Origin of the sequence: Klebsiella sp. YJ (assembly GCF_002108615.1) — a bacterium.
GTDB classification, from domain to species: Bacteria; Pseudomonadota; Gammaproteobacteria; order Enterobacterales; family Enterobacteriaceae; genus Klebsiella; species Klebsiella planticola.
In genome coordinates this window covers 53,867-69,045 of the sequence record NZ_MTEG01000015.1, presented here as the reverse complement: position 1 = coordinate 69,045, position 15,179 = coordinate 53,867, and the positions used below count along the sequence as shown (strand labels likewise).

At 55.7% G+C, this 15,179-nt stretch carries 15 protein-coding genes; 12 read left to right on the top strand and 3 right to left on the bottom strand.

Annotated features, from left to right (window positions below):
- Positions 1–161 precede the first annotated feature (161 nt).
- Genes rluE through purB form a run of 5 tightly spaced genes read left to right on the top strand, consistent with a single transcriptional unit; the run spans position 162 to position 4,529 of the window.
- A complete protein-coding gene (gene rluE / locus BV390_RS16800) occupies positions 162–812 on the top strand; it encodes a 23S rRNA pseudouridine(2457) synthase RluE (RefSeq protein ID WP_047664671.1) in 651 nt (216 codons plus the stop codon).
- Positions 813–832: 20 nt separating this feature from the next.
- Complete coding sequence (locus tag BV390_RS16795; RefSeq protein WP_032688312.1) at positions 833–1,291, top strand: NUDIX hydrolase; 459 nt, start codon at positions 833–835, stop codon at positions 1,289–1,291.
- Between the two features lie 56 nt (positions 1,292–1,347).
- Positions 1,348–2,454 (top strand): tRNA 2-thiouridine(34) synthase MnmA, encoded by a 1,107-nt coding sequence (gene mnmA, locus BV390_RS16790; protein ID WP_032688313.1) that lies wholly within the window; start codon positions 1,348–1,350, stop codon positions 2,452–2,454.
- Between the two features lie 59 nt (positions 2,455–2,513).
- On the top strand, positions 2,514–3,155 hold the full coding sequence (gene hflD / locus BV390_RS16785) for a high frequency lysogenization protein HflD (protein WP_004860640.1): 642 nt from the start codon (positions 2,514–2,516) through the stop codon (positions 3,153–3,155).
- A gap of 3 nt (positions 3,156–3,158) precedes the next feature.
- Positions 3,159–4,529: an adenylosuccinate lyase gene (gene purB / locus BV390_RS16780; protein ID WP_032688314.1), complete on the top strand. Its 1,371-nt coding sequence runs from the start codon at positions 3,159–3,161 to the stop codon at positions 4,527–4,529.
- 125 nt (positions 4,530–4,654) lie between these two features.
- Here purB and BV390_RS16775 read toward each other — a convergent pair whose 3' ends face one another.
- Entirely contained in the window at positions 4,655–4,942 is a 288-nt protein-coding gene (locus BV390_RS16775) for a hypothetical protein (RefSeq protein ID WP_085397125.1), read from the bottom strand.
- Between the two features lie 364 nt (positions 4,943–5,306).
- On the opposite strand from BV390_RS16775, the gene phoP reads away from it, so the two are divergent.
- The 3 genes from phoP (at position 5,307) to BV390_RS16760 (ending at position 8,690) form a co-directional block, all read left to right on the top strand.
- Positions 5,307–5,981: a two-component system response regulator PhoP gene (gene phoP, locus BV390_RS16770; protein ID WP_032688316.1), complete on the top strand. Its 675-nt coding sequence runs from the start codon at positions 5,307–5,309 to the stop codon at positions 5,979–5,981.
- On the top strand, positions 5,978–7,444 hold the full coding sequence (phoQ, locus tag BV390_RS16765; RefSeq protein WP_032688317.1) for a two-component system sensor histidine kinase PhoQ: 1,467 nt from the start codon (positions 5,978–5,980) through the stop codon (positions 7,442–7,444). Before phoP ends, phoQ begins: the two co-directional genes overlap by 4 nt.
- 124 nt (positions 7,445–7,568) lie before the next feature.
- Positions 7,569–8,690: a ribosomal protein uL16 3-hydroxylase gene (locus BV390_RS16760; RefSeq protein ID WP_047664669.1), complete on the top strand. Its 1,122-nt coding sequence runs from the start codon at positions 7,569–7,571 to the stop codon at positions 8,688–8,690.
- 379 nt (positions 8,691–9,069) lie between these two features.
- On the opposite strand, the gene BV390_RS16755 is transcribed toward BV390_RS16760, so the two are convergent.
- Both BV390_RS16755 and pepT read right to left on the bottom strand, forming a co-directional pair.
- Positions 9,070–9,573: an REP-associated tyrosine transposase gene (locus BV390_RS16755; RefSeq protein WP_032688319.1), complete on the bottom strand. Its 504-nt coding sequence runs from the start codon at positions 9,571–9,573 to the stop codon at positions 9,070–9,072.
- Positions 9,574–9,850: 277 nt separating this feature from the next.
- A complete protein-coding gene (pepT, locus tag BV390_RS16750; RefSeq protein ID WP_047664668.1) occupies positions 9,851–11,080 on the bottom strand; it encodes a peptidase T in 1,230 nt (409 codons plus the stop codon).
- 274 nt (positions 11,081–11,354) lie between these two features.
- Here pepT and potA point away from each other — a divergent pair, with 274 nt between their 5' ends.
- From potA to potD, 4 genes are read left to right on the top strand one after another with little or no spacing between them, the layout of a single operon-like run.
- Positions 11,355–12,473, top strand: a complete 1,119-nt coding sequence (gene potA / locus BV390_RS16745; RefSeq protein ID WP_032688321.1) for a spermidine/putrescine ABC transporter ATP-binding protein PotA — start codon at positions 11,355–11,357, stop codon at positions 12,471–12,473.
- Complete coding sequence (gene potB / locus BV390_RS16740; RefSeq protein ID WP_032700287.1) at positions 12,457–13,314, top strand: spermidine/putrescine ABC transporter permease PotB; 858 nt, start codon at positions 12,457–12,459, stop codon at positions 13,312–13,314. Before potA ends, potB begins: the two co-directional genes overlap by 17 nt.
- On the top strand, positions 13,311–14,096 hold the full coding sequence (potC, locus tag BV390_RS16735; RefSeq protein WP_032688323.1) for a spermidine/putrescine ABC transporter permease PotC: 786 nt from the start codon (positions 13,311–13,313) through the stop codon (positions 14,094–14,096). Before potB ends, potC begins: the two co-directional genes overlap by 4 nt.
- Complete coding sequence (gene potD / locus BV390_RS16730) at positions 14,093–15,139, top strand: spermidine/putrescine ABC transporter substrate-binding protein PotD (protein WP_032688324.1); 1,047 nt, start codon at positions 14,093–14,095, stop codon at positions 15,137–15,139. Before potC ends, potD begins: the two co-directional genes overlap by 4 nt.
- The last annotated feature ends 40 nt before the right edge of the window (positions 15,140–15,179 follow it).

Sequence of the window (15,179 nt, the reverse complement as noted above, 5' to 3'; positions counted from 1 at the left end):
ACTCCGCCACCGGGTCATCCCGCTAACCGGAGATTCGCGTCCGTGCCGCCTTCTAGTAGCGCGAATCAGTTTGAGCAATATTTTTGTTAAAAAATTGTGATGAGCATGTCAATACTACCTGAATGTTTGCGTCCATGAAAGGCATTCGTAATTAGGCTATAATGCGGCAATTGTCAGGATCTGAAAATACCATGCAGAAAACTTCATTTAGAAAACATCGCGTTGAGCGATTCAGCTCACAACAAGTCGCCAGACAACGCAAAGAACACGCGCCAAAACGCGTGATCTTGTTCAATAAACCCTACGATGTGTTGCCGCAGTTTACGGATGAAGCCGGACGCAGCACGCTGAAAGATTTTATTTCAGTCTCCGGGGTCTACGCTGCGGGTCGTCTTGACCGCGATAGCGAAGGGTTGCTGGTGCTGACCAACGATGGCGCGCTGCAGGCCACGCTGACTCAGCCCGGCAAACGCACCGGCAAAATTTACTACGTTCAGGTTGAAGGCCTGCCATCAGAAGATGCGCTGGCCGCGCTGCGCGCAGGCATCACGCTCAACGATGGTCCTACCCTGCCCGCTGGCATTGAGCGGGTCGCTGAACCGACCTGGCTGTGGCCCCGCAACCCGCCGGTCCGCGAACGCAAATCCATACCCACCAGCTGGCTGAAAATCACCCTGTATGAAGGACGCAACCGTCAGGTGCGACGCATGACCGCACACGTAGGTTACCCCACGCTGCGGCTTATTCGTTACGCCATGGGCGGCTATACTCTCGACGGACTGGCCAACGGCGAGTGGCGCCAGGTCGGCTAATCACACAAGGAACGGGAAGTATGTTTAAACCGCACGTCACCGTCGCCTGCGTCGTACACGCGAAAGACAAATTTCTGATCGTTGAGGAAACCATCAACGGCAAAGCGCTGTGGAATCAGCCGGCAGGACACCTCGAAGCAGATGAAACGCTGGTGCAGGCCGCCGAGCGAGAGCTGTGGGAAGAGACCGGCATTCGCGCCACGCCGCAGCATTTTATCCGCATGCACCAGTGGATTGCGCCGGACAATACGCCGTTTTTACGCTTCCTGTTCGCCATCGAACTTAACGATACGTGCGCCACGCAGCCGCATGACAGCGATATCGACCGCTGCCTGTGGCTGAGTGCGCATGAGATCCTGACTGCGCCAAATCTGCGCTCCCAGCTGGTTGCTGAAAGCATCCGCAGCTATCAACAGGACCCGCGCTACCCGCTGTCATTAATTGGTGCGTTTAACTGGCCGCTCCTGGGGGGTGCCTGAGCCGCTCGTGCGTGCTAGAATATGCCGCCTTGAAGTTCAATGTGGTGAATATTCCAATGTCAGAAAGCCAAAAAAAAGTGATCGTCGGCATGTCCGGCGGCGTCGACTCCTCTGTTTCTGCCTGGTTGCTGCTTCAGCAAGGTTATAAGGTAGAAGGCCTGTTCATGAAGAACTGGGAGGAAGACGATGGTGAGGAATACTGCACCGCCGCTGCCGACCTCGCCGACGCGCAAGCCGTCTGCGATAAGCTCGGGATTGAGCTTCATACCGTTAACTTTGCCGCAGAGTACTGGGACAACGTATTTGAACTGTTCCTCGCTGAATACAAAGCCGGACGCACGCCGAACCCGGACATTCTGTGCAACAAAGAAATCAAATTTAAAGCCTTCCTGGAGTTCGCAGCAGAAGATCTGGGCGCCGACTATATTGCGACCGGTCACTACGTGCGCCGTGCCGATGTCAACGGCAAAAGCCAGCTGCTGCGCGGCCTGGACGGCAACAAAGATCAGAGCTACTTCCTGTACACCCTCAGCCATGAGCAGATTGCCCAGAGCCTGTTCCCGGTTGGCGAGCTGGAAAAGCCGCAGGTGCGCAAGATCGCCGAGGATCTGGATCTGATCACCGCGAAGAAAAAAGACTCTACCGGGATCTGCTTTATCGGCGAACGCAAATTCCGCGAGTTCCTCGGCCGCTACCTTCCTGCTCAGCCGGGCAAAATCGTCACCGTTGACGGCGACGAAATCGGCGAGCATCAGGGTTTGATGTACCATACCCTTGGCCAGCGTAAAGGCCTCGGCATCGGCGGCACCAAAGAAGGCAGCGAGGACCCGTGGTACGTTGTTGATAAAGACGTCGAAAACAATATTCTGGTCGTAGCTCAAGGCCACGACCACCCGCGTCTGATGTCCAGGGGCCTGATTGCCCAACAGCTGCACTGGGTCGATCGCGAGCCGGTTAAAGGCACTCTGCGCTGCACGGTGAAGACCCGCTATCGCCAGACCGATATTCCGTGCACCGTGAAAGCGCTGGATGACGACCGCATCGAGGTACTTTTTGACGAACCGGTTGCGGCGGTGACGCCGGGCCAGTCGGCGGTCTTCTATCTTGGCGAAGTGTGCCTCGGCGGCGGCGTGATCGAGCAGCGTCTGCCGCTGCAGTCCTGACAGACAGTTTTTACCGCCGGTGAGACAAAACCCTCCCCGACGGTTTACAAGGAGTAGGTGTGGCGAAGAATTATTATGACATCACGTTGGCGCTGGCGGGCATCTGCCAGGCCGCCCGTCTGGTTCAGCAGCTGGCGCACCAGGGCCATTGCGACAGCGATGCCCTGCACGTGTCGCTGAACAGCATCATCGATCTCAACCCGGATTCAACGCTGGCGGTGTTCGGTGGTAGTGAAGCCAATCTTCGCCTCGGGCTGGAAACGCTGCTTGGCGTACTCAACAGCGGCAGCCGCCAGGGCCTCAATGCTGAGCTGACCCGCTACACCTTAAGCCTGATGGTGCTTGAGCGTAAGCTTGACGGGAGCAAAGGGGCGATGGATACCCTTGGCAACCGCATCGCCGGCCTGCGCCGTCAGCTGGAGCATTTCGATCTGCAATCAGAAACGCTGCTCAGCGCCATGGCGGGGATCTACGTTGACGTCATCAGTCCGCTGGGCCCGCGTATTCAGGTGACCGGCTCCCCCGCCGTGTTGCAGAGCCCGCAGGTTCAGGCCAAGGTCCGCGCCTCGCTGCTGGCAGGCATTCGTGCCGCCGTGCTCTGGCACCAGGTGGGCGGCGGACGCATGCAGCTCATGTTTTCTCGTAATCGTCTGGTTAACCAGGCAAAACAAATTCTTGCTCATTTAACCCCGGAGTTGTGATCTATGGAATTATCCTCACTGACCGCCGTTTCCCCTGTCGATGGACGCTACGGCGATAAAGTCAGCGCGCTGCGCGGTATCTTCAGCGAATTCGGTTTGCTGAAATTCCGTGTACAAGTCGAAGTACGTTGGCTGCAGAAGTTAGCCGCGCACGCAGCGATCAAGGAAGTTCCTGCTTTTGCTGCTGACGCAAACGGTTTCCTTGATAAAATCGTTGCCGACTTCAGCGTTGAAGATGCGCAGCGCATCAAGACCATCGAACGTACCACCAACCACGATGTGAAAGCGGTAGAGTATTTCCTCAAGGAAAAAGTGGCCGATATCGCTGAACTGCATGCGGTATCTGAATTCATCCACTTCGCCTGCACCTCCGAAGACATTAACAACCTCTCCCACGCGCTGATGCTGAAAACCGCGCGCGATGAGGTGGTTCTGCCGTACTGGCGCAAGCTTATCGACGCGGTGAAAGAGCTGGCGGTTCAGTATCGCGATGTACCGCTGCTGTCCCGAACTCACGGTCAGCCGGCCACGCCGTCCACAATGGGTAAAGAGATGGCTAACGTCGCTTACCGTATGGAGCGTCAGTATCGTCAGCTAAACCAGGTGGAGATTCTGGGTAAAATCAACGGCGCGGTGGGTAACTATAACGCCCACATCGCGGCGTATCCGGAAGTGGACTGGCACCAGTTCAGTGAAGAGTTTGTTACCTCGCTGGGCATCCAGTGGAACCCGTACACCACGCAGATTGAGCCGCATGACTATATTGCCGAGCTGTTCGACTGCATCGCCCGCTTCAACACCATCCTGATCGACTTCGATCGCGATGTGTGGGGCTACATCGCGCTGAACCACTTCAAGCAGAAGACGATCGCCGGTGAAATCGGTTCATCCACTATGCCGCATAAAGTGAATCCGATCGATTTCGAGAACTCCGAAGGTAACCTCGGCCTGGCTAACGCCATGATGCAGCACCTGGCGAGCAAACTGCCGGTTTCCCGCTGGCAGCGCGACCTGACCGATTCAACCGTACTGCGTAACCTCGGTGTCGGTATCGGCTACGCGCTGATTGCTTATCAGTCGACCCTCAAAGGTGTCAGCAAACTGGAGCTGAACGGCGATCGCCTGCTGGACGAGTTGGATCATAACTGGGAAGTGCTGGCTGAGCCGATCCAGACCGTGATGCGCCGCTACGGCATCGAAAAACCGTACGAGAAGCTGAAAGAGCTGACCCGCGGTAAGCGCGTGGACGCGGAAGGGATGCAACAGTTCATCGACAGCCTGCCGCTGCCGGAAGACGAGAAGGTTCGCCTGAAAGCTATGACGCCGGCCAACTACATCGGTCGCGCGACCACCATGGTTGACGAACTGAAGTAATCGCTTTGTCTCACCTTCCTCCGTGAATCGGCGGAGAGTGCGTGAATGCAGAGAAACAGATGGCCGGGTATCATTCCGGCCATCAATTCGTCAGGGCGATGACCGTGCCCGTCACGCGCCTTAATTCACTTTTTCGTCACATCATCCATCGATGTGCCGCTTTTCATTTTTGCCTCATTTTTCATTTCATGTTTTTTTAACTCAGCCTGAGTTTTACACCCCTCCTTCATTTGTGCACCGCTGACGGCTCTGCAGTCATCGATGATGTGATCCGGATTTTTTAGCTGCTCTTTTTCCGCCTGTTTTTCTGACGTGCTGCTGGCGGGGTTTTCTGCCAGGGCTGATGAACAGAAAACTAAGGTTAAACATGTGGTTAGCATCAACGAAGCGCGTTTCAACTCATTCAGTCTCATACGTGAACTCCATGTGTGGGGGGATGCAGAGATAATCATCACTAAGGATATACGATCATTCGCTAGTTGCCCGGTCGTTGACGGATAATCATCCTGGCCAGACCCACCAAATTATCAGCACAATGCTCGTCGAAGTGGAAACACGAAGATAAACTTGCCAATATATGCCCACGGTATGCCCCTTTCTCGTACCGGATGTATATCGGGCGCTGGCGCTACCTCCCTCTCTCCACCGGCCTGGCAGGCCAGAAAATGGGGACGGCAGGTGAAGTTATAACGCAAGCCTTTCATTTACAGCCGTTTAAATTCAGTATATCTATTCAGCGCTACACTACTCGAAACCAAAATAAATGGGAGAAAAGGCATGCGCGTGCTCGTCGTTGAGGATAACGCTTTACTGCGCCATCACCTGAAAGTTCAGCTCCAGGAATTAGGCCATCAGGTGGACGCAGCAGAAGATGCAAAGGAAGCCGATTACTATCTGGGTGAACACGTGCCGGATATCGCCATTGTCGATCTGGGCCTGCCCGACGAAGACGGTCTCTCGCTGATTCGCCGCTGGCGCAGTCATGACGTGTCGGTTCCGGTACTGGTATTGACCGCCCGTGAAGGCTGGCAGGATAAAGTCGAGGTGCTGAGCGCCGGTGCGGACGACTACGTCACCAAACCGTTCCATATTGAAGAAGTCGCTGCCCGGATGCAGGCGCTACTGCGCCGTAACAGCGGCCTGGCATCACAGGTTATTTCCATTCCGCCTTTCCAGGTTGACCTGTCACGCCGCGAGCTGTCGATTAACGAACAGCCCATCAAGCTGACCGCATTTGAATACACCATTATGGAAACGCTGATTCGTAACCGTGGCAAAGTCGTCAGCAAAGATTCATTAATGCTCCAGCTCTACCCCGATGCTGAACTGCGCGAAAGCCACACCATCGACGTACTGATGGGGCGGCTGCGGAAAAAAATTCAGACTCAGCACCCGCATGACGTCATTACGACCGTGCGCGGCCAGGGCTATTTATTTGAACTACGCGAATGAAAAGTCCGCTACGGCATATTTTGCCGCTTTCATTACGCGTGCGTTTTCTGCTGGCGACGGCGGCAGTGGTGCTGGTGCTTTCGCTGGCCTACGGCATGGTGGCGCTGGTGGGCTACAGCGTCAGCTTTGATAAAACCACCTTCCGCTTGCTGCGCGGCGAAAGCAACCTGTTCTATATGCTGGCAAGGTGGGAAAACAACCACATCGACGTGGATATCCCCGAAAACCTCAACATGCAGAGCCCAACGGTTACGTTGATATACGATGCCAAAGGCAAACTGCTGTGGATGCAGCGCGATGTCGCCTGGCTGGCAAAACGCATTCAACCTGAATGGCTGAAAAGCAACGGCTTCCACGAAATCGAGTCCGACGTTGACAGCAGCAGCATGCTGCTGCGCAACAATCAACAGTTCCAGGAGGAGCTGGACGCCCTTCGCCAGCAGGATGATGGTTCAGAAATGACCCACTCGGTGGCGATCAATATCTACCCGGCAACCGATAAGATGCCGCAGCTGAGCATCGTGGTGATCGACACCATTCCTGTCGAGCTGAAACGCTCTTATATGGTCTGGAGCTGGTTTATCTATGTGCTGGTTGCCAACCTGCTGCTGGTGATCCCGCTGCTTTGGGTGGCGGCCTGGTGGAGCCTGCGCCCCATCGAGTCGCTGGCAAAAGAGGTCCGCGAGCTGGAAGAGCATCACCGCGACATGCTCAACCCGAATACCACCCGCGAACTGACCCGACTGGTCAGCAACCTTAACCGGCTGCTGACCAGCGAGCGCGAGCGCTACGACAAATACCGCACCACGCTGACCGATTTGACCCATAGTCTGAAAACGCCGCTGGCCGTGCTGCAAAGCACCCTGCGTTCTTTGCGCGGCGAAAAGATTGACCTTAATGAAGCAGAACCGATCATGCTGGAGCAGATCAGCCGCATCTCGCAGCAAATCGGCTACTACCTGCATCGCGCCAGTATGCGCAGCGGCGGTACCCTGCTCAGCCGCGAACTGCACCCCATTGCGCCGCTGCTCGACAAGTTGACCTCGGCGTTGAACAAGGTTTATCAGCGCAAAGGGGTCAATATCAGTCTCGATATCTCTCCGGAGATCAGCTTTGTCGGCGAACAGAATGATTTTATGGAAGTGATGGGCAACGTGCTGGATAACGCCTGTAAATACTGCCTGGAATTTGTCGAAGTTTCCGTGCGTCAGACCAACGACAACCACCTGCATATTCTGGTGGAAGATGATGGCCCCGGCATCCCGTTAAACCAGCGGACTGCCGTATTCGATCGCGGGCAACGTGCCGATACGCTGCGGCCAGGCCAGGGCGTGGGACTCTCCGTCGCCCGGGAGATCGTTGAGCAATACGATGGCGACATTCTCACCGGCGAAAGTCTGCTCGGCGGAGCCTGCATGGAGGTGGTTTTTGGCCGCCAGCTGCCCGACGATACGGAAAGCTGAATCGCCCCGTTTCCCACGCCTGGGCAAACTCTGTGACTACGAAGCACAATCGCCGTCAACAAAGAGGCAGTTTGAAGCATGGCGTGTATAATCCCAAACAGACACCTGCTGTGGAATAAATAAAATGGATTATCAATTAACGCTTAACTGGCCTGACTTTATCGAACGCTACTGGCAAAAACGCCCGGTAGTCCTCAAGCGCGGCTTCGCGAATTTCGTCGATCCCATTAGCCCGGATGAACTGGCCGGGCTGGCGATGGAAAGCGAAGTCGATAGCCGCCTGGTCAGCCATCAGGACGGGAAATGGCAGGTCAGCCATGGTCCTTTCGAAAGCTACGACCATCTGAGCGAAAACAACTGGTCGCTGCTGGTGCAGGCGGTGAATAACTGGCACGAGCCGACGGCCGCGCTGATGCAGCCCTTCCGCGCTCTCCCCGACTGGCGTATTGATGATCTGATGATCTCTTTCTCCGTGCCCGGCGGCGGCGTAGGTCCCCATCTCGATCAGTACGACGTGTTTATCATCCAGGGAACCGGCCGGCGTCGTTGGCGCGTGGGCGATAAAGTCCCGATGAAGCAGCACTGCCCGCATCCAGACCTGCTGCAGGTGGATCCGTTCGACGCCATCATTGATGAAGAGATGGAGCCGGGCGATATTCTCTATATTCCGCCGGGATTCCCGCACGAGGGGTATTCCCTGGAAAACTCGCTGAACTATTCGGTAGGCTATCGCTCGCCAAATGCCCGCGAGTTGTTCAGCGGCTTTGCCGACTATATTCTGCAACGTGAACTGGGTAGCCAGCGCTATGTCGATCCGGATGTGCCTTCCCGCGATCATCCGGCGGATATTCTGCCAGCTGAACTCGACCGTCTGCGCGATATGATGCTGGGGTTGATTAACCAGCCAGAGCATTTTAAGCAGTGGTTTGGGGAGTTTATCACCCAATCCCGCCATGAGCTGGACGTCGCTCCTGCTGAGCCGCCGTATCAGCCTGATGAGATTTACGACGCGCTACAACAGGGCGATCGCCTGGTGCGGCTGGGCGGGCTGCGCGTGCTGCGTATCGATGGCGAGGTGTTCGTCAACGGCGAGAAGATTAATTCGCCGCACCGTCCGGCGCTGGACGCGCTGGCCACGCATCTGTCGCTTAACGCGGAACATTTTGGCGATGCGCTGGAAGATCCATCGTTCCTCGCAATGCTTGCCGCACTGGTCAACTGCGGCTACTGGTTCTTCGAGGACTGATCCGCGAGATGCCCGGTGGCGGCTCACGCCTTACCGGGCCTACGGTCCCGGCTCCGGGATTATGTACCACACTGCATATATTGCCCGGTGGCGGCTCACGCCTTACCGGGCCTACGGTCAGGGCTCCGGAATTATGTAGCGCACCGCATATATTGCCCGATGGCGGCTTACGCCTTGCCGGGCCTACGGTCCGGGCTCCGGGATTATGTACCGTACCGCATATATTGCCCGGTGGCGGCTCACGCCTTACCGGGCCTACGGTCAGTGCTCCGGGATTGTGTAGCGCACCGCATATATTGCCCGATGGCGGCTCACGCCTTACCGGGCCTACGGGATGAATGTGAGTCTGGATTCTGTAGGCCGGGTAAGGCGTGAGCCGTCACCCGGCGTTCTGTTTGCGCTCTCCGGCGTCAAAATCGGCAACGTCCCCAGCCCAATCCGGCGGATACAACCCGAGGCTCACATCACGATGAAAAGTTGAATACGGCCAGTCAATCACCCTCTTCACATAGCCATGTTTCACCGGATTGATGTAAACGTAATCCATATGCCGTCGGTAATCGTCCTCATGACGGATCGCATGTTCCCAGAAACGGGGCTGCCAGACCTCGCGCATTCCCAGTTCGCGGGTGAATGTTTTTTTAATATCCCGCCAGCGTCCCGAATAATCGGTATCGCCTTCCGGTAGCGTCCAGATAGCGTGCATATGTTCGGGTAAAATAACCCACGCGTTAATCAGGAAGGGCTTTTTGCGTTTAATATCAGCTGTCACAGCGCGAAGTTGAGCGATATAGCGGGTCAAAAGATCGCTTTGCCGATTTCGCAAATTGACGGTAAAGAACCAGGTGCCGCCAGGGATATGGCTGCGGTGGTAATTTGACATCAGAGGTTCCCTCCCCTTCCGCAGGTGCAGGTACGCAGTCTTTGCGAACCGCACGTTCGGTATTGCCCGGTGGCGGCTTACGCCTTACCGGGCCTACGGTCCGGGCTCCGGGATTATGTACCGCACCGCATATATTGCCCGGTGGCGGCTCACGCCTTACCGGGCCTACGGTCCGGGCTCCGGAATTATGTACCGCACCGCATATATTGCCCGCTGCGGCTTACCGGGCCTACCAATAGCCCGGATAAGCACCGCGCTATCCGGGAGTTCTTCGGGATCAGGCGCCGCGTTTTGCCGTTAGCTCCGCAATCCGCACAATCACCTGCACCGCCTTCTCCATCCCCTCCAGCGTGACGAATTCATGCTTGCCGTGATAGTTATAGCCGCCGGTAAACAGGTTCGGACAGGGTAGCCCCATAAAGGAGAGCTGAGCGCCGTCGGTGCCGCCGCGAATCGGCTTCATTTGCGGTTCAATATCGCAATCCACCATCGCCTGGCGGGCAATCTCCACGACGTGCGGGTGCGACATCACTTTTTCATGCATATTGTAATAGCTGTCTTCAATCACCAGCTCAATATAGCAATCCGGATGCAGCCCCTTACCGACCTTTTTGGCAATTTCCATCATTTTGCGCTTGCGGGCCTCGAACTGCTTACGGTCAAAGTCGCGAATGATGTAGTGCATTTCTGCCCGGTCAACGCTGCCTTTCATGCTCGCCAGATGGTAAAAACCTTCGTAGCCTTCGGTCGTCTCCGGCACCTCATCGGCAGGGATTTCCGCATGAATCCGTGCCGCCAGCGACAGCGCATTCACCATCACCCCTTTTGCGGTGCCCGGATGGACATTGTTGCCCACGATCTTAATGGTCACCGATGCGGCGTTGAAGTTTTCAAACTCCAGCTCGCCCACTCCGCCGCCGTCAACGGTATAGGCCCAGCGGGCGTCAAACGCGGCGACATCAAAGTGCTTCGCCCCTTTCCCGACCTCTTCGTCAGGCGTGAAGGCCACGCGAATATCGCCGTGAGGAATATTTTTCGCCTTCAGCGTCGCCAGCGCGGTCATTATCTCGGCGATACCGGCTTTGTCATCGGCGCCAAGCAGCGTTTTGCCATCGGTGGTGATCAGCGTTTGCCCAAGCAGCTGGTGCAGTACCGGGAACATCACCGGTGAGAGCACTTCATCGCCAATCCCAAGCGCGATATCACCGCCACGGTAGTTTTCAACGATTTGCGGGTTCACGTTTTTGCCGCTGAAATCCGGCGCCGTGTCGACGTGGGAAATAAAGCCAATGGGCGGAATAGCGCCGGCAACGTTGGCCGGAAGGGTTCCCATTACCGTCCCTTTCTCACTTAGCGTCACATTAACCAGTCCCATTTCTTCCAGCTGCGCCTGCAGCAGGCGTAACAGCTTCCACTGACCTTCCGTGCTTGGAACCTGACGCACGCCAGGCTTCGACTGTGTGTCCAGAGAAACGTACTGTAAAAAACGCTCAAGCAATTTATCCATGTAGCCACCCTCATCTTTTGTGACAACATTATTCATAAGCCCGAATATACAAATATTGCGTCAGGTCATTTTTAGCCCGGCAAATAAAAATTTAATACATGAACCGGCGTATTGTTGTAAAGGTCGTGTATCCGTATGAGACAGGCATTGGCGATCGCAAGCGATTGCCGTAGAATGCTGGCCCTCGTTTATTATGCGCAACCGCAAAGGTGGTTAACCACAAACCCCGCAACGGTCAATCGTCCGCTGCGTCTACATGGGACAGAGTTAAAAATTGAATATACAACCGCGTTCGCTTTCGCCGCTGGTGCAACTGGCGGGAATTCGCAAAAGCTTTGATGGAAAAACGGTTATCTCAGATCTGAATCTGACCATCAACAACGGTGAGTTTCTCACCCTGCTTGGCCCCTCTGGCTGCGGTAAAACCACCGTTCTTCGTCTTATTGCCGGGCTTGAAAACGTCGACAGCGGGCGAATTCATCTCGAAGATCAGGACATCACTCATGTTCCGGCGGAAAACCGCCACGTCAATACCGTTTTCCAAAGCTACGCTCTGTTTCCCCATATGAGCGTATTCGAAAACGTCGCCTTCGGTCTGCGGATGCAGAAAACGCCGGCGGCGGAAATCACGCCTCGCGTCCTCGATGCGCTGCGCATGGTCCAGCTGGAGGAGTTTGCCCAACGCAAACCGCATCAGCTCTCCGGCGGTCAGCAGCAGCGGGTGGCTATCGCCCGGGCGGTGGTCAACAAACCGCGCCTGCTGCTGCTGGATGAGTCCCTGTCGGCGCTGGATTACAAGCTGCGTAAGCAGATGCAAAACGAGCTGAAGGCATTGCAGCGTAAGCTGGGCATCACCTTCGTCTTCGTCACCCACGATCAGGAAGAGGCCCTGACCATGTCCGACCGCATCGTGGTCATGCGCGATGGGAAAATCGAGCAGGACGGCACGCCGCGTGAAATCTACGAAGAGCCGAAAAACCTGTTCGTCGCCAGTTTTATCGGCGAGATTAATCTGTTTAATGCTACGGTCATTGAACGCCTTGACGAGCAGCGCGTCCGCGCCAGCGTTGAAGGTCGCGAATGCAATATCTACGTCAACTTCCCCGTCGAGCGGGGTCAGCGGCTGAACGTTCTGCTGCGCCCGGAAGATCTGCGCGTCGATGAAGTCCACGACGGCAGCGACGCCGACGGACTGATCGGCTACATTCGCGAGCGCAACTACAAAGGCATGACGCTGGAGTCGGTTGTCGAACTGGAAAATGGCAAAATGGTGATGGTCAGTGAATTCTTTAACGAAGACGATCCGGACTTTGATCACCCGCTTGACCAGAAAATGGCCATTAACTGGGTAGAAAGCTGGGAGGTTGTGCTGGCTGATGAAGAACACCAGTAAATTCCAGAATGTGGTGATCGCCACTATCGTGGGTTGGCTTGTGCTATTTGTGTTCCTGCCCAACCTGATGATCATCGGTACCAGCTTTTTGACCCGCGACGACGCCAGTTTCGTCAAGATGGTCTTCACGCTGGATAACTACACGCGCCTGCTGGATCCGCTCTATTACGACGTGCTGCTGCACTCGCTCAATATGGCGCTGCTGGCGACCCTTGCCTGTCTGGCGCTCGGCTATCCTTTCGCCTGGTTTCTGGCCAGGCTGCCGGAAAAAGTGCGCCCGCTGCTGCTGTTTCTGCTGATCGTGCCGTTCTGGACCAACTCCTTGATCCGTATCTACGGGCTGAAAATCTTCCTCAGCACCAAAGGGTATCTCAACGAGTTCCTGCTGTGGCTGGGAGTGATTGATACGCCGCTGCGCATCATGTATACCCCGTCTGCGGTCATCATCGGACTGGTCTATATTCTGCTGCCGTTTATGGTGATGCCGCTGTACTCCAGTATTGAGAAGCTCGATCGTCCTCTGCTGGAAGCGGCAAGAGATCTGGGCGCCAGCAAGCTGCAAACCTTTATCCGCATCATTATTCCACTGACCATGCCGGGCATTATCGCCGGCTGTCTGCTGGTGATGCTGCCGGCGATGGGGCTGTTCTACGTCTCGGATCTGATGGGCGGCGCCAAAAACCTGCTGATCGGTAACGTGATTAAGAGTCAGTTCCTGAATATCCGCGACTGGCCGTTTGGCGCCGCGACCAGCATTACGCTGACGCTGGTGATGGGCCTGATGCTGTTAATTTACTGGCGCGCGGCGCGTCTGTTGAATAGCAAGGTGGAACTCGAATGATCGGTCGACTGCTGCGCGGCGGCTTTATGACCGCCATTTATGCTTACCTGTATATTCCGATCATTATTCTGATCGTCAACTCGTTTAACAGTTCGCGCTTTGGTATTAACTGGCAGGGCTTTACCACTCAATGGTATAGCCTGTTGATGAACAACGATAGTCTGCTGCAGGCCGCACAGCACTCGCTGACCATGGCGGTGCTGTCAGCCACCTTTGCAACGCTTATCGGGTCGCTGACCGCCGTCGCGCTGTATCGCTATCGTTTTCGTGGTAAACCGTTCGTCAGCGGAATGCTGTTCGTGGTGATGATGTCGCCGGATATCGTCATGGCCATCTCCCTGCTGGTGCTGTTTATGCTGATCGGCATTCAACTGGGGTTCTGGTCGCTGCTGTTTTCGCACATCACCTTCTGCCTGCCTTTCGTGGTGGTGACGGTCTATTCGCGCCTCAAAGGTTTTGATGTGCGGATGCTGGAGGCGGCGAAAGATCTGGGCGCCAGCGAGTTGACCATTCTGCGTAAAATTCTTCTGCCGCTGGCGCTGCCTGCCGTGGCCGCCGGATGGCTGCTGAGCTTTACGCTGTCGATGGATGATGTGGTGGTGTCGTCATTCGTGACCGGCCCGGGTTACGAGATCCTGCCGCTGAAGATCTATTCGATGGTCAAAGTGGGCGTATCGCCGGAAGTGAATGCCCTGGCGACGATTCTGTTAGTTCTGTCGCTGGTGATGGTCATCGCCAGCCAATTGATTGCACGTGATAAAACTCAGGGGACGTTAAAATGAAAAAATGGTCACGCCACCTGCTCGCAGCGGGCGCTCTGGTAATGGGTATCAGCGCCGCGCATGCGGACGACAGCAAAACGCTCTATTTCTATAACTGGACCGAGTATGTGCCGCCGGGTCTGCTGGAGCAGTTCACCAAAGAGACCGGCATCAAGGTTATCTATTCCACTTACGAGTCGAATGAAACCATGTACGCAAAACTCAAAACCTACAAAGACGGCGCCTACGATCTGGTGGTGCCTTCCACCTATTTCGTCGACAAGATGCGTAAAGAAGGGATGTTGCAGAAGATCGATAAGAGCAAGCTGACGAACTTCAGCAACCTCGATCCGCAGATGCTGAACAAACCGTTCGATCCGGGTAACGATTATTCCATTCCCTACATCTGGGGCGCCACGGCCATTGGCGTCAATAGCGATGCTATCGACCCGAAAACCGTCACCAGCTGGGCCGACCTGTGGAAACCAGAGTATAAGAGCAGCCTGCTGCTGACCGACGATGCGCGGGAAGTGTTCCAGATAGCCTTACGTAAGCTGGGCTATTCCGGCAATACCACCGACCCGAAAGAGATTGAAGCCGCCTACAACGAGCTGAAAAAACTGATGCCTAACGTCGCGGCGTTTAACTCCGATAATCCGGCCAACCCGTATATGGAAGGGGAAGTGAATCTCGGCATGGTGTGGAACGGTTCGGCATGGGTTGCCCGCCAGTCGGGCACGCCGCTCGAGGTCGTCTGGCCGAAAGAAGGCGGGATCTTCTGGATGGATAGCCTGGCGATTCCGGCGAATGCGAAAAACGTCGACGGCGCGCTCAAGCTGATTAACTTCTTGCTGCGTCCGGAAGTGGCAAAACAGGTGGCGGAAACCATCGGCTACCCGACGCCAAATCTCGCCGCGCGTAAAATGCTCAGCCCGGAAGTCGCCAATGATAAGTCGCTCTACCCGGATGCGGACACTATCGCCAGGGGCGAATGGCAAAACGATGTGGGCAGCGCCAGCACCCTGTATGAAGAGTATTATCAGAAGCTAAAAGCGGGCCGTTAATCCCGTCAGGCGGAGCCCCGGCTCCGCCGTTGTTTCGTCC

Coding starts and splice junctions, on each gene's coding strand:
- rluE (WP_047664671.1), top strand. CDS start 162: ATGCGGCAATTGTCAGGATCTGAAAATACCATGCAGAAAACTTCATTT.
- BV390_RS16795 (WP_032688312.1), top strand. CDS start 833: ATGTTTAAACCGCACGTCACCGTCGCCTGCGTCGTACACGCGAAAGAC.
- mnmA (WP_032688313.1), top strand. CDS start 1,348: ATGTCAGAAAGCCAAAAAAAAGTGATCGTCGGCATGTCCGGCGGCGTC.
- purB (WP_032688314.1), top strand. CDS start 3,159: ATGGAATTATCCTCACTGACCGCCGTTTCCCCTGTCGATGGACGCTAC.
- BV390_RS16775 (WP_085397125.1), bottom strand. CDS start 4,942: ATGAGACTGAATGAGTTGAAACGCGCTTCGTTGATGCTAACCACATGT.
- phoP (WP_032688316.1), top strand. CDS start 5,307: ATGCGCGTGCTCGTCGTTGAGGATAACGCTTTACTGCGCCATCACCTG.
- phoQ (WP_032688317.1), top strand. CDS start 5,978: ATGAAAAGTCCGCTACGGCATATTTTGCCGCTTTCATTACGCGTGCGT.
- BV390_RS16760 (WP_047664669.1), top strand. CDS start 7,569: ATGGATTATCAATTAACGCTTAACTGGCCTGACTTTATCGAACGCTAC.
- BV390_RS16755 (WP_032688319.1), bottom strand. CDS start 9,573: ATGTCAAATTACCACCGCAGCCATATCCCTGGCGGCACCTGGTTCTTT.
- pepT (WP_047664668.1), bottom strand. CDS start 11,080: ATGGATAAATTGCTTGAGCGTTTTTTACAGTACGTTTCTCTGGACACA.
- potB (WP_032700287.1), top strand. CDS start 12,457: ATGAAGAACACCAGTAAATTCCAGAATGTGGTGATCGCCACTATCGTG.
- potC (WP_032688323.1), top strand. CDS start 13,311: ATGATCGGTCGACTGCTGCGCGGCGGCTTTATGACCGCCATTTATGCT.
- potD (WP_032688324.1), top strand. CDS start 14,093: ATGAAAAAATGGTCACGCCACCTGCTCGCAGCGGGCGCTCTGGTAATG.